The organism is Domibacillus epiphyticus (assembly GCF_001975785.1).
In the GTDB taxonomy this organism is placed as follows: domain Bacteria; phylum Bacillota; class Bacilli; order Bacillales; family Domibacillaceae; genus Domibacillus; species Domibacillus epiphyticus.
Genome location: NZ_MSFI01000020.1, coordinates 90,246 through 103,871 on the forward strand (window position 1 = coordinate 90,246; position 13,626 = coordinate 103,871).

Annotated in this window: 13 protein-coding genes; all 13 read left to right on the forward strand. The window is 42.4% G+C overall.

Annotation, left to right across the window (positions count from 1 at the left end; all coding sequences use genetic code 11):
• Positions 1–12 precede the first annotated feature (12 nt).
• The 13 genes from BTO28_RS12240 to BTO28_RS12300 all read left to right on the forward strand — a co-directional run bounded on the left by BTO28_RS12240 (position 13) and on the right by BTO28_RS12300 (position 13,504).
• Entirely contained in the window at positions 13–1,287 is a 1,275-nt protein-coding gene (locus BTO28_RS12240; protein WP_076766657.1) for a 3-isopropylmalate dehydratase large subunit, read from the forward strand.
• The gene (locus BTO28_RS12245) at positions 1,288–1,785 is read left to right on the forward strand and encodes a LeuD/DmdB family oxidoreductase small subunit (RefSeq protein WP_076766659.1); all 498 of its coding nucleotides are present in this window, start codon (positions 1,288–1,290) and stop codon (positions 1,783–1,785) included.
• 22 nt (positions 1,786–1,807) lie between these two features.
• Positions 1,808–2,698, forward strand: coding sequence for a hydroxymethylglutaryl-CoA lyase (locus tag BTO28_RS12250; protein ID WP_076766661.1), 891 nt, complete (start codon positions 1,808–1,810; stop codon positions 2,696–2,698).
• A 32-nt stretch (positions 2,699–2,730) separates the two neighbouring features.
• Positions 2,731–3,486 carry a maleate cis-trans isomerase family protein gene (locus tag BTO28_RS12255; RefSeq protein WP_076766663.1) on the forward strand — a complete coding sequence of 252 codons (756 nt, stop codon included), beginning with the start codon at positions 2,731–2,733 and terminating at the stop codon, positions 3,484–3,486.
• A gap of 225 nt (positions 3,487–3,711) precedes the next feature.
• On the forward strand, positions 3,712–4,395 hold the full coding sequence (locus tag BTO28_RS12260; RefSeq protein WP_083711551.1) for a GntR family transcriptional regulator: 684 nt from the start codon (positions 3,712–3,714) through the stop codon (positions 4,393–4,395).
• A 26-nt stretch (positions 4,396–4,421) separates the two neighbouring features.
• Positions 4,422–5,708 carry an SLC13 family permease gene (locus BTO28_RS12265; protein WP_076766667.1) on the forward strand — a complete coding sequence of 429 codons (1,287 nt, stop codon included), beginning with the start codon at positions 4,422–4,424 and terminating at the stop codon, positions 5,706–5,708.
• 99 nt (positions 5,709–5,807) lie between these two features.
• Positions 5,808–6,791, forward strand: coding sequence for a quinone oxidoreductase family protein (locus tag BTO28_RS12270; protein WP_076766669.1), 984 nt, complete (start codon positions 5,808–5,810; stop codon positions 6,789–6,791).
• Between the two features lie 218 nt (positions 6,792–7,009).
• On the forward strand, positions 7,010–7,522 hold the full coding sequence (locus BTO28_RS12275) for a DUF3231 family protein (RefSeq protein ID WP_076766671.1): 513 nt from the start codon (positions 7,010–7,012) through the stop codon (positions 7,520–7,522).
• Positions 7,523–7,714: 192 nt separating this feature from the next.
• The gene (locus BTO28_RS12280; protein WP_076766673.1) at positions 7,715–7,981 is read left to right on the forward strand and encodes a phosphocarrier protein HPr; all 267 of its coding nucleotides are present in this window, start codon (positions 7,715–7,717) and stop codon (positions 7,979–7,981) included.
• A gap of 177 nt (positions 7,982–8,158) precedes the next feature.
• Entirely contained in the window at positions 8,159–9,592 is a 1,434-nt protein-coding gene (locus BTO28_RS12285) for a PTS mannitol transporter subunit IICB (protein WP_076766675.1), read from the forward strand.
• 231 nt (positions 9,593–9,823) lie between these two features.
• Positions 9,824–11,926 (forward strand): BglG family transcription antiterminator, encoded by a 2,103-nt coding sequence (locus BTO28_RS12290; protein WP_076766677.1) that lies wholly within the window; start codon positions 9,824–9,826, stop codon positions 11,924–11,926.
• The gene (locus BTO28_RS12295; protein WP_076766678.1) at positions 11,926–12,354 is read left to right on the forward strand and encodes a PTS sugar transporter subunit IIA; all 429 of its coding nucleotides are present in this window, start codon (positions 11,926–11,928) and stop codon (positions 12,352–12,354) included. The genes BTO28_RS12290 and BTO28_RS12295 overlap by 1 nt, the downstream gene beginning before the upstream one ends.
• Position 12,355: 1 nt before the next feature.
• Positions 12,356–13,504 carry a mannitol-1-phosphate 5-dehydrogenase gene (locus tag BTO28_RS12300; protein ID WP_076766680.1) on the forward strand — a complete coding sequence of 383 codons (1,149 nt, stop codon included), beginning with the start codon at positions 12,356–12,358 and terminating at the stop codon, positions 13,502–13,504.
• Positions 13,505–13,626 lie beyond the last annotated feature (122 nt).

A 13,626-nucleotide genomic window follows, 5' to 3' on the forward strand; every position in this document is an offset into this window, starting at 1 on the left:
GGATAAATGAATATGGGCATGACCATGTCAGAGAAGATTCTCGCAAAAGCCGCCAGACAGTCCGAAGTAAAAGCAGGTGAAATCGTATGGGTCAAGGCTGATATTGCCATGATGCATGATTTATTGGGGCCATGGTTAATAGATGGCGGGTTTCGCCGTTTAGGCGGGCGATTATTCGATAAAGAAAAGGTGGTTGTGGTGTCTGATCACTGTACCCCGCCCGCAACGGTGCAGCAAGCCGATATTTTGAAATTTACTCGCGATTGGGCAAGAAATCAAGATCTTCCTTATTACTATGAATTCGAAGGTCCCTGTCACCAGGTGATTGTAGAACATGGGCATGTCCGTCCGGGACGTCTAATTCTCGGAACGGACTCTCACACGTGCATGGCGGGAGGATTAGGGGCTTTTGCGACTGGAATAGGCTCCACAGAAATGATTGGAGTTCTATTAACTGGTGAGACATGGATGAAAGTGCCTGAAACGATCAAAGTGGTTTGGGATGGAGAATTGCCGCACGGTGTGTATGCAAAGGACATCGTGCTGAAAACGATTAAAGATATTGGACATGCCGGAGCGACTTATCAAACTCTCGAGTTTTCCGGAAGTGCTATAAGAGGTTTGTCAATGGATGAACGGTTAGTTTTATCGAATATGGCAGTTGAAGCGGGCGCGAAAACAGGGTTAATTGAACCTGATGAAAAGGTCATTAAGTTTTTACGATCCAAAGGGGTAACGGATGAAATAGATGATTTATTCAGTGACAAGGATGCTGTCTACACGCGTACGCTGCATTACAATGCATCTGACTTAGAGCCGCAGGTGGCTTGTCCGCACGAAATCGATAATGTACATCCTGTCAATGCAGTGGAAGGAAAAACAGTTGACCAGGTATATTTAGGGTCGTGTACAAATGGGCGCCTAAGTGATTTGAGAATTGCGGCTGACATTCTAAAAGGGAAAAAGATTGCCAATCATATTCGTTGTCTCGTTGTGCCGGCTTCACAGCATATTTGGATGGAAGCGAATAAAGAAGGAATTTTAGATATATTGACGGAAGCTGGATGTATCGTCAATATGCCTTCGTGCGGCGCATGCGGCGGGTTTACCAGCGGTGTGATCGGTGCCGGAGAAGTGGTTATGTCGTCATCAAATCGCAATTTCAGAGGACGCATGGGAAGTCCGGACGGGGAAGTCTATTTAGGATCTCCTGCAACAGTAGCTGCAACTGCCATTGAGGGGAAAATTGCCGATCCACGGAAATATCTTCTGCAGGGGGTCAGGTAAATGTCATCAACTATTCGGGGACGTGTATGGAAGTACGGAGACAATATAAACACGGATATCATTTCTCCAGGTCAATATATGAGTCAGCCTGTGGAGAAACAGGCTGAGCATGCAATGGAAGCAATTGATCCAGACTTTTCAAAGAAAGTGAAGCCTGGGGATATACTGGTCGCTGGTCATAATTTTGGTTCGGGTTCGAGCCGTGAAACAGCCCAAATGGTGTTAAAGCACCATCAAATTGGAGCGATTGTGGCCGCTTCCTTTGCCCGTATTTTTTATCGGAATTCCATTAATGTAGGTCTTCCAGTTGTCGAGATGAAAGACCCTTCTGTCATCCGTGAGGGGGATGAAGTGGAAATTGATTTGTTAGAAGGGAAAATAATTAACCACACTCAAGGAACAGAGTATCTAGGTACGAAACTGCCGGAACATTTAATTGAGATGGTGCAGCTCGGCGGCTTGGAACCTTATCTTGCGAAAAAACTGGGAATTAAATAAGTAAGGAAGGAGGATGTGCCTTATGAATTTGCCAAAAAAAGTGGAGATCATCGAAGTTGGACCGAGGGACGGTCTTCAAAATGAAGCGAACTTTATACCAACGGAACAAAAAATCGCACTGATTAATGGATTAAACAAAACAGGGATCAAAAGAATGGAAGCAACGTCCTTTGTTCATCCCGTATATGTCCCTCAAATGAAGGACGCGAAAGAGGTGCTGGAAGGAATTGAGCAAGACCCTTCTATTCAATATATGGCACTGATTCCAAACGAAAAAGGGTATGAACGAGCGATTGAGAATGGTGTGCGCGCTTTATCATTAGTCGTGGGTGCAAGTGACAGTTTCAATCTGAAAAATGTAAAAATGACGAGAGAAGAGTCGATCAAAAATTTCGAAACGGTGATCGCGAAGGCAAAGGATAATGGAGTTTTTATTCGTTATAATATTGCCACTGCTTTCTGGTGCCCGTATGAAGGAAAAGTGGATTCCGGCCTTGTTTTAGAGATGGTCAAGCGAATCGATGCATCGGAAGTAGATGAAATCGTCATATGCGATACGATCGGCCGTGCGAATCCGCAGCAAGTGTTTGAGCTGCTGCAATCAATTGCTGCGTTAAAGCCAAAAGCAATCATTACGACACATTTTCATGATACGTATGGCTTAGCACAGGCGAATGTTACAGCGGCTCTTCAAGCAGGCGTTACTCGGTTTGATACGTCAATTGGCGGACTGGGCGGATGCCCATTTGCTCCAGGAGCAGCAGGAAATGTCGCGACAGAAGATGTGGTCTTCATGCTGCACGAAATGGGGATTGATACAGGGATTGACCTTCAATTGCTCCGCTCATGCGTCGAGATGGTCAAACCGTTAACTAACCGTGAATTAACAGGCCATTTTCACAAAGTGAAATGACAATAAAACAAACATTACAGGAGGAACAACAAATGACTCAAAATTATCGAGTAGGATTAATCGTACCAAGTTCAAATACAACGATGGAGACAGAAATTCCGGCGATGCTTCATTCCAGAATTCAGATCAATCCGGAAGAAACATTCACCTTCCATTCAGCACGTATGCGCATGATGCACGTAAATGCGGAAGAATTGAAAAAAATGGACGTAGATAGTGATCGATGTGCAGTTGAACTTTCAGACGCCCGCTGCGATGTGTTAGCGTATGCATGCCTTGTGGCCATCATGTGCCAAGGACCGGGATATCATGAAATTTCTGAAGAACGTTTAGGAAAGGCAACAGAGGCAAATGGCGGTGCAGCACCAATTGTCAGCAGTGCAGGAGCATTAATTGAAGGCCTTGAAGCAATTGGCGCTAAAAAGGTTTCCATTATCACGCCATATATGAAACCATTGACAAAAACGGTTATAGAATACTTAAATGCGGCCGGTATTGAAGTAATTGACTCTATCAGCCTTGAAGTTGCAGACAACTTGGAAGTCGGCCGTTTAAACCCTCTTAATCTCATTGAGCATGCAGACAAGCTGAATATCGAAGGAGCAGATGCAGTTGTCTTATCAGCATGCGTTCAAATGCCTTCTTTGCCAGCAATTCAAGCGGTGCAAGATCGTCTTGGCATTCCAGTTTTATCCGCTGGCGTTGCAACTGTATATAAAATTCTTAAGCAATTGAACCTTAAAACAGAGGTTCCAAATGCGGGCCATTTGTTATCAGGAAAATTCTAAAAAACAGCAATGCGCACAGATATAAAAATAGAGGATGGCGTAAACATCGCCATCCTTTTTCGTTGGAAAACTAATTCGAAAGCTTATGAGTTGAAGAGATTCCTCTTTCTGTTTGTTAGTTAAATAGAAAAACATTTTCGTCAACTGTTGACAGTAAACACAAAATGATTATATATTAGCAATAGATAGAATATTTTAAAAATCCAGAATAAAGAAGGGGGTATAATGTTGCAGGTTATACGTCTGGAGCCGCTTCATGAACAAGTCTATCAAAGCTTCCTCACTTCACTTTTAGAAGGGCAATATCAGCCAGGGGAACGTTTAATAGAAACAAAAATGGCGGAAACATTTGGAGTAAGCAGGGGAACAATTCGAGAAGCGATTCGAATGTTAATAAAAGACGGACTTTTAATTCAAAATGAAAGCGTTATCCATATTTTTAAACCGACATTGCAAGATGTGATCGACCTTTACCAATGTCGTGAGAGGCTGGAATCACTCGCTGCAAAATTTGCCGCAAAAAATATGAACCAGTCTCTTGAAACACAAATCAAAGAAGTTTTAACGGAGTCAAAGAAAGCGCTTTTAGATAAAAACCCTTCTACGGTAGTAGAGTTAAACACACAATTTCACGAACTCATCATTAACGCGTCCCAAAATAACCAGCTGATCGGCCTTTTAGAGACAATTAGAACGAAAAGTCTGTATATGAGAAATAATATTCTTCGAGATTATTATATTTCTTCCAATCGCAAGAGTTATATTGATGAACACGAAAGAATCTTTAACGCAATTGTAGAAGAAGATCCGTATAAAGCAGAAAAAGAAATGAGCAATCATATTAAAAATGATTTACATGCTTTTTATAAATTATTTGAAAAACAGACAAAAGAAAAATTGAATGTTTAAGCAACATCCATTTAGGAGGGAATTATATGGGTTTGGAACTTATTACGATTATTGTACTTTTAGCCATGTTTATCGTCGGCTCAATCATTTCGGTCAACATGGGTATTTTGGGGATCGTTGCCGCTTTTGTTATCGGTACCTATGTCAGCGGACTAAGTGTAGAGGACATTTATGCTGCTTTTCCAATAGATATGTTTATTCTTCTTGCGGGAGTAACTTACTTGTTTGCCATTGCGTTAAACAATGGAACTCTTGACTTGATTATTTCCGGAGGTCTCCGGCTGGTTCGAGGAAATGTTGGATTGCTTCCGTGGGTAATGTTTGCACTTAGTGCCTTGCTCGCTGCTGTTGGAGCCTCTTCCGTTGCAATTGGTCCAATCCTTTTTCCGATCGCGTTGCGACTGGCATTTCAACACAACATTAACCCGATCTTAATGGGTACTTTGATTTCTACGGGAATGTACGCGGGAGCATTTTCCCCGCTAAATATCTTTGGATTAGTTGTAAACGGTATCATGGAATCCGAAGCCATTTCTCATTCACCAGTTATGCTATTTATCAACACGTTTATATTTTATGTATTAATTTCAGCTGTTGTATTCTTTGCATTCGGCGGACTCCGCTTGCTAAAGAACAGTACAAACGCTCAAATGGCTGCTGCAGCTACAGTTGATGGCAGTGCTGTCAGTGTAAAAGAACCAGAAGAAAACGGAGTGTTATGGTATCAAATTGCGACACTTTTTGGTATTGGATTTCTTATCACAATGGCTCTTGTATTCGAAATGAACATGGGCTTTGGCGCGTTTATGGTTGGGCTGGTGCTCGCATTGATGGCTCCTAAAAAACAAGGCGAGATCATCAAGCAAATGCCTTGGCCAGTTATGATTATGGTGACAGGCATCATGACATATGTGGGTGTTATGGAACAAGTAGGTACGATGGATTACATGACGGAACTCATTGCGAGCGTTGGAAATCCTGTACTCGCGTCGTTAATGGCATCATATGTAGGAGGGGTTATTTCGGCCTTTGCTTCTACAACTGGTTTCCTGGCTGCTGTTATTCCGCTTTCCGCTCCAATCTTACAGGATCCGAGCATGTCATCCATCGGAGTCGTTTCAGCGCTCGCGGTTGCGGCCAGTGTCGTTGATATCAGTCCATTTTCGACAAATGGAGCACTTATCCTTGCGAATGTTCAAGGTGTCAACGAGCGGCTCTTTTTCAGAAAACTCTTGATTATTGCCGGCCTTTTTATCGCTCTTGGACCGGGTCTTGCCTGGCTGCTATTTGTACTAATCGGTACACCTTGGTAAAAAATGATAAGAAAAACTGCTTTGTTTCAAAAAGCAGTTTTTCTTTCTTTAATATCATTTCTTTTTTTAACATTATTCATAGGACGGGAGTGATCTTTAATGAAAGCAGTTGTTGTTCGGGAATTTGGCGGACCTGAAGTATTAACCTATATGGATATTGATAAACCTTCAATAAATTCAAAACAAGTGTTAATTCGTGTTGCAGCTACTGGTGTCAACTTTGCAGATATTAAGTCAAGGTACGGTAACTACCATGGAGCCGGACAGCCTCCCTTTATACCAGGATTGGATGCTGCAGGTATTATTGAGGAAACAGGCTCGGAAGTTCAACATTTAAAAGCAGGGCAGCGAGTCATTGCTTTTCCGAAAAACGGGTCTTATGCGGAATATGTCGCTGCGGATGAAAATCTTACGTTTGTTCTTCCTGACAATATAGACTTTAATATCGCAGCCGCTTGTCCGACTGTTTCGTTCACTTCGTATAAGCTTCTCGCCGATGTAGCAAGACTGGAGCCCGGTGAAACGGTTCTTATTCACTCGGCTGCCGGTGGGATTGGAACAACGGCAATTCAACTTGCCAAAATTTTAGGTGCAGGCCATGTGATTGGAACAGTAGGGAATATAAATAAGGCGGCCATCGCACTTGAAGCAGGAGCCGACCAGGTTATATGCTATGAGCAGGATGACTTTTCAGTAAAAGTAAATGAATTAACGGATGGTCAAGGTGTAGATGTCATTTTAGATTCTATCTCTGGTCAAGTGTCAGAAAAAAGCCTTGCTTGTCTGGCGAAGTATGGAAGATTAGTTAATTTCGGTATTTCAAGTGGAAAGGCAGGACAAATTAAGACGACAGATTTACATTCGAGCTGTCGTTCTGTTCTCGGGTTTAGTTTAGGGACGACTAGATCCCATCGGCCGCACCTATTAAAAGATACAGCCAATAAGGTGCTTCCTTATCTGGCAGACGGCCGTTTAGAGATGAAAATTGGAAAGAGATTTTCTTTGGGTGAATCTGCTAAAGCGCATCAGTGGGTGGAAAGCAGAAAGAGCACAGGAAAAGTGTTATTGGATGTAACAAAATAACATGAAAATCTGTGCAACCTACTGATCTAAATGAATTGAACGATATGAGAATAAGGTTGATGGTAGAACTGAATAAAATTTGTTAGTACTGAAAACCGCCGCCGGCAATGAACTCGGGTGGCGGTTTTTTGATCCATTCAAGTGTGTAATTCATACACCGTCAGGAAATACTACGAGCGTGCAAGTGCACAAATTTTTATTTCTGACGGAGGGATAAAATGGGGATTTTAAGTGGAAATCCGAAAGATGAACCATTGCACTACGGAGAAGCTATGGCCGTATGGACATCTTCACTGACGGCTAAAAGCATGATTGCTGGCTATAGCACGCTGATCAATCATGCGGGAGACCAGGATTTGAAAAAGCTGATTGAAGAAGCAATAAAGATGGGAAAGTCGGAAATGACAGAGCTGGATCAAGTATTGAAAGAAAATGGGATTGCTCTCCCTCCTGCGCCTCCTGAACGTCCTGAGGCAAAGTTAGATGATATTCCGGCCGGCGCACGATTTCAAGATCCGGAAATAGCCGCCAATCTTTCCCGGGATGTCGCTACGGGATTGAGTGCCTGCAGCATGGCAATGGGCCAGTCGATTCGTGAAGATATTGGCGCGATGTTTGCAAAGTTTCATGCCGAGAAAGCAAGACTTGGCGGTGAATGTTTGAGATTAAACAAAGAAAAAGGATGGCTTGTACCACCGCCGCTTCTTCACGATCCGGTCGAAAAGAAGTAACATAAAATGCCCCGAAAACAGAGATGCATTCTCGTTTTTGGGGTCTTTTTTGTCGTTTTCATTCATTATTCCAAAGTATAGTGGGCAGCTAACTGTTTTTAAGGGCGTGCAGGGTTATAAGTAGTATTTGTTTATGCTTTACTTTATAATGAGTGCTGTTGAAATATTTTTAACAATAAAGGAGTTTTTAAAATGGCTGAAAAAACATTTACAATTATTGACGAAACAGGCATCCATGCACGTCCCGCAACAGTTCTTGTGCAGGCGGCTTCTAAATTTAGCTCAGATGTAACAATGGAATACAATGGGAAAACCGTGAATTTAAAATCCATCATGGGCGTTATGTCTCTTGGCATTCCAAAGGGCGCATCTGTAAAAATTGCAGCAAACGGTTCAGACGCTGAAGAAGCAATTGAGTCTCTTACAGAAACAATGAAATCATCAGGTCTTGGCGAATAATTAGCCTTTTAAACCACCGAACTTGTTCGGTGGTTTTTTGTTTATTCAATGATGACAACATTGACTTTGCCAAAACAGTGTTTTCTATTGATTGTTTATAATCTGAAACCGCTTTATTATAAACATACAGACAGAGATAGCAAGACATACTGAAATAACGAGAAAGGGGTTTTACAGATGAACAATCAAACGCAGCCAAAAGCGGATGTGCGTGTAAAAATACAGCGTTTCGGCAGTCATTTAAGCGGTATGATTATGCCGAATATAGGCGCATTCATTGCCTGGGGTCTTATTACTGCTTTATTTATTCCAACAGGATGGTTTCCGAACGAGGATTTAGCAAAACTTGTTGGACCAATGATTACATTCTTGCTGCCAATCTTAATTGGTTTTACAGGTGGACGTATAGTATATGATCTTCGAGGCGGTGTCGTTGGTGCGACAGCAACAATGGGGGTAATTGTCGGTTCAGACATTCCGATGTTCCTCGGCGCTATGATCATGGGTCCTCTCGGTGGTTATGCGATTAAAAAGTTTGACCAGATGATAGACGGAAAAGTGAAATCCGGCTTTGAAATGCTTGTCAACAACTTTTCAGCCGGCATCATCGGTGGTATTTTAACGCTGATTGCGTATAAAGCAATCGGACCGGTTGTTCTCACGCTCAACAAAACATTGGCAGCAGGTGTTCAAGTTATTGTCGATGCGAATTTGCTTCCACTGGCAAGCATTTTTATTGAGCCGGCGAAAGTGCTGTTCTTGAACAACGCGATTAACCACGGAATTTTAAGCCCGATTGGAATTGAAGAGGCAGCAAGTGCGGGAAAATCTATTCTTTTCCTTCTTGAGTCAAACCCGGGACCGGGTCTTGGTATCTTGCTTGCGTACATGTTCTTTGGAAAAGGAATGGCGAAACAGTCCGCACCTGGTGCAGTGATCATTCACTTCCTCGGCGGAATTCACGAAATTTACTTCCCTTACATTTTAATGAAGCCACTGCTTTTAATTGCAGCAATTGCGGGCGGTGCAACAGGCATATTCACATTCTTGTTGTTTAATGCAGGACTTTCAGCGGCGCCATCACCAGGCAGTATCTTTGCCTTGATGATCATGTCTCCGCCAGGAAATCACATTGGCGTCCTTGCGGGTGTACTTGCAGCAGCAATTGTATCATTCTTGATCTCAGCTGTGATTTTGAAAGGTTCAAAAGATACAGATGAGCAGGATCTAGCAAAAGCGGCAGAACAAACATCTGCTCTTAAAGGAAAAGAAAGCCACGCTTCTTCTCTTGTGAAAAAAGAAGATCAGCCAGCAGAAAACACAGCTGCACTTGGAAATGTTCAAAAAATCATTTTTGCCTGTGATGCAGGAATGGGCTCAAGTGCAATGGGCGCATCCATTTTGAAAAACAAAGTGAAAAAAGCGGAGATTGATGTTCATGTATCCAATACATCCATCAGCAATCTGCCTGATGATGCCGATGTGGTCATTACCCATAAAGATCTAACCGATCGTGCGAAAGAAAAACTGCCAAACGCACATCATATTTCGGTTGAAAACTTCTTAAACAGCCCAAGGTATGATGAATTAATGGAGCAGTTAAAGAAATAATAATATGGACGATCCCGCCGTTTCGTAACGGCGGGATCATTTTATTAATATGGTGATCAAATGAAAAGTCATGCCAAAGTGTTTTTCTCACTTTAATTATGGCAACAAGTTATTTGACGAAATGATTTTTTTCTTTAGTTGAAGCGGTAGTTTGACAGGTTTATGATGTAGAAGAAGAGACGTATTGTAAAAAGTTGTCACAGTTTATTCCTGGAAAAGGGGGTTCTGGGCATGTATGTTTCTGCACGTGAAAGGCTGATTCTCGATCTCTTGCTTGATCGAAATGAAGAAATGACGGTGAAGGAGCTTGCAGATGACATTGATGTCAGCGTTCGAACGGTTCACCGCGATTTAAAAGGAATTGAAAAGACGCTTGAAACGAATGGTTTGCAATTGGTTAAGAAATCAGGTGTCGGCATCCAAATTGTGGGGAAGAAAGAAAAAATGGATGAGCTGAAGCTCGCCATTTCACATCTTTCCTACAGTGAATACACGCCGGACGAGCGCCAAACAATGATTCTATGCGCATTGCTTGAGTCAGTTGAGCCTGTAAAACTGATAGGACTTGCTAATGATTTACATGTAACAATTGCCACAGTCAGCAGCGACTTAACGAAACTCGAAAGCCGAATTGAGCCATTTCAGCTGAAGTTAGTTCGGAAACGTGGATATGGCGTTGAACTGAAAGGCACTGAAACCGCAAAACGAAGGGCTATGAGCAGCATTATTGCCGAACATGTCAATGAAGTGGATTTTTTAGCAATTGTGAAAGAAAGCATTCAAAAAAAATCTATTCATGCGACAGAGTCCATTTCAGAGCGGCTGCTTGGTCTCGTTGAAAAGAAAAAATTACTTGTTGTTGAGCAAGTGGTGAAGGATATTAATGCCGGTTTGCCATACGCGATCGCGGATAGCGCTCATATTGGACTAGTTGTCCATTTAGCCCTTGCGATCGAGCGAATTGAACGGGGCGGAAATATTCAAATGGAACATGCCTACTTGCAGCACCTGCAGGCAGCTCCTGAATATGAAATTGCTTCTGAAATGACCGAGAAGCTGAAGGCTTTTTTTCAAATGGACATTCCAGAAGCGGAAATTGGTTATATTACGATGCATTTACAAGGGGCAAAACTGCGTCACGATAAAGAATACGTACTCGAAGAATCAAGTTTTCAAGTGGCGGTAAAAGCAAAAAGCCTCATCCAGTTTATTGAAAAAAAGCTGTCGGCCGATTTGATAAATAATCAGTCACTTTTTGAAGGACTTGTAGTTCATTTGAAACCAGCGATGTACCGTATTCATCAGAAAATGGGAATCTCAAATCCCCTTATTGGACGCATTAAAGAAGATTACAGTTATTTGTTTAATGTCGTGAAAGAAGGTGTGCAGCACGTCTTTCCAAACGTAACAGTCCCGGATGAGGAAATTGGCTATCTCGTCATGCATTTCGGGTCGGCTTTGCCCGGTGCGCAGGTATCTGGACCTTTAAAAGCGTATATTATCTGTTCAACCGGAATTGGTACATCAAAAATGCTTGCTTCAAGGCTGAAGCAGGAAATTCCGGAATTGACCGGGTTGAAAAATATTTCGTTATTTGAATTAAACAATACAGAGATTGATGAAGATGACTTAGTGATTTCAACGATTCACCTTCCGGATTTTCCTTATGAGCATATCGTGGTCAGTCCGATGCTGACGAAAGATGAACTGACAAAAGTCCGTTCCTTCATAAAAAGACGTGCTGCGATTTTATCAAAAAAGAAGCCGGAAAAGATAATCACCAAGACCCGATCCGCTTCGCAAATTGAGCAATCCGTCAAAAGTATTCATCATTATACAGGCGGGATCATGGATCTGCTCTCTCAGTTTTCAGTAACAGCAGCTGGAAAACATCAGGCAGAACAAGTTCTCAAAAAGGCTTGCGGACAACTCACTACACTTCGGTCAGTTGACGCGGTTGTGGATGCACTGCTTGAACGGGAAAAACTTGGGGGCATTGGGATTCCTGGAACAAAAATCGCATTTTTTCATACGCGCCATTCCGATGTTTTGAAGCCATCTGTGACGATTCATAGGATGGATGAACCGGTTGTCTTGAGTGGTATGGATGAGGCCGACATGAAAGTGGACGTTATATTGATGTTGCTGTCGCCTGATCCTTATCATACAGAAGGGCTTGAGGTGTTAAGTTACGTAAGTGCGATGACGATTGAAAGTGACGACAGCATAGCCTTGTTTCAATCAGGACAGGAAAAGGAAATAAAAGAATGGATGGCATCAAAATTTGAACTGTTTTTGAATGAAAAAATAAATGAATTGAGGAGTGTTGAATAATGTCAATTTTATCAGCTGAAAATATCGTGTTAAATAAAGTGGCGGCAACGAAAGAAGAAGCGATCCGAGCAACGGGCCAGGTGCTTGTAGATAGAGGATACGTGGAGCCATCGTACATTGAAAAAATGCTTGAGCGTGAAGAACTAACAACTACTTATATGGGGAATTATGTGGCTATTCCGCATGGGACAGAAGACGGGAAATCAGCGGTGAAAGAGTCGGGTCTATCGATTATTCAAGTGCCGGATGGTGTTGATTTTGATGGAAACGTTGTAAAACTATTGATCGGGATTGCGGGTAAAGGTGATGAACACCTTGAGATTTTGTCACAAATTGCGATTGTTTGCTCTGAGGAAGAGAATGTGATGAAAATTGTGAATGCGTCTTCGAAAGAGGAAATTTTAGCGATGTTTGACGAGGTGAACTAATATGTTGGCTGTTCATTTTGGAGCCGGAAATATTGGCCGCGGATTTATCGGAAGTCTTCTGTATCAGTCCGGTTTTGAAACGTGCTTTGTGGATGTGAACAATGAGCTTGTTGATTTGATCAATGAAAAAGGTGAGTACCGGGTCGTGCTGGCGGATCAATCGCATGAAGAACTTCTCGTGAAAAATGTGCGGGCAATTAACAGCGCGGCTGATGCTGACAAAGTGATTGACGCAATTGCGAAGGCTGATCTTGTAACGGCAGCAGTTGGACCAAATATCTTGCCGCTTATTTCAGGGCTTATTGCAGAAGGGTTAAAAAAACGCACATCGCCAGTGAATGTGATTGCCTGTGAAAACATGGTCGGCGGCAGCACACTTTTGAAAGAAAAGGTTTATGAAAAAGTGACGGAAGAAGAACAGAAGGCATTTGACGAACGCGTTGGTTTTCCCGACGCGGCAGTCGATCGGATCGTACCGAATCAATCAAATGAAGATAAATTGATGGTCACTGTAGAACCATTTTATGAGTGGGCAGTTGACGAAACAAAAATTGCCGGTGAAAAGCCGCCTGTTGAAGGAATTACATGGGTGAGCGACTTAACGCCGTATATTGAACGGAAACTATTTACAGTAAATACGGGTCATGCGGTCGCAGCGTACTTTGGCAAGCAGTCGGGTGCTGAAACAATCAATGAAGCTCTTGAATCAGACAAAATTCAACACCTGTTATCTGAAACGCTGAAAGAAACAGGCCAGTTTTTAGTGAAGAAATATGGTTTTGATTCAGCAGCTCATGACGCGTATATTAAGAAAATTATCGGCCGGTTTGCCAATCCTTTTATATCAGATGAAGTAACACGTGTCGGTCGTTCTCCAATCCGAAAACTTGGAGCAAAAGACCGTCTCGTCAGCCCTGCCGTTCAATACGCAGAACTGCTTGGCAAGACACCAGTTTATTTAGCAAAAAGCATCGCAGCAGCACTTCTGTACGATTACCCACAGGATCCGGAATCAGTGGAAGTACAGGAGACAATCCATCAAAAGGGTCTTTCGGCTGCAATCACGATATTTACACAGCTTCAAGAAGACCAGCCATTGTTTAAAGAAATCGTCAAACAGTACGAAGACATCGAGAAAAACGGAATATAATGACGAAACTGCTCAGGTATCTGCCGGGCAGTTTTTTTATCCTCAAAATTTCCGTCTTTTAATAGCGAGTGCTAAAAAGATGACTTGCTTTATAGATAAGGAAATAACTACCTTGATAATTT

Bases quoted from the DNA above. Each gene is read 5' to 3' on its own strand.
- BTO28_RS12260 (WP_083711551.1), top strand. From the start codon at position 3,712: ATGTTGCAGGTTATACGTCTGGAGCCGCTTCATGAACAAGTCTATCAA.
- BTO28_RS12255 (WP_076766663.1), top strand. From the start codon at position 2,731: ATGACTCAAAATTATCGAGTAGGATTAATCGTACCAAGTTCAAATACA.
- BTO28_RS12300 (WP_076766680.1), top strand. From the start codon at position 12,356: ATGTTGGCTGTTCATTTTGGAGCCGGAAATATTGGCCGCGGATTTATC.
- BTO28_RS12285 (WP_076766675.1), top strand. From the start codon at position 8,159: ATGAACAATCAAACGCAGCCAAAAGCGGATGTGCGTGTAAAAATACAG.
- BTO28_RS12245 (WP_076766659.1), top strand. From the start codon at position 1,288: ATGTCATCAACTATTCGGGGACGTGTATGGAAGTACGGAGACAATATA.
- BTO28_RS12295 (WP_076766678.1), top strand. From the start codon at position 11,926: ATGTCAATTTTATCAGCTGAAAATATCGTGTTAAATAAAGTGGCGGCA.
- BTO28_RS12280 (WP_076766673.1), top strand. From the start codon at position 7,715: ATGGCTGAAAAAACATTTACAATTATTGACGAAACAGGCATCCATGCA.
- BTO28_RS12290 (WP_076766677.1), top strand. From the start codon at position 9,824: ATGTATGTTTCTGCACGTGAAAGGCTGATTCTCGATCTCTTGCTTGAT.
- BTO28_RS12265 (WP_076766667.1), top strand. From the start codon at position 4,422: ATGGGTTTGGAACTTATTACGATTATTGTACTTTTAGCCATGTTTATC.
- BTO28_RS12270 (WP_076766669.1), top strand. From the start codon at position 5,808: ATGAAAGCAGTTGTTGTTCGGGAATTTGGCGGACCTGAAGTATTAACC.
- BTO28_RS12240 (WP_076766657.1), top strand. From the start codon at position 13: ATGGGCATGACCATGTCAGAGAAGATTCTCGCAAAAGCCGCCAGACAG.
- BTO28_RS12250 (WP_076766661.1), top strand. From the start codon at position 1,808: ATGAATTTGCCAAAAAAAGTGGAGATCATCGAAGTTGGACCGAGGGAC.
- BTO28_RS12275 (WP_076766671.1), top strand. From the start codon at position 7,010: ATGGGGATTTTAAGTGGAAATCCGAAAGATGAACCATTGCACTACGGA.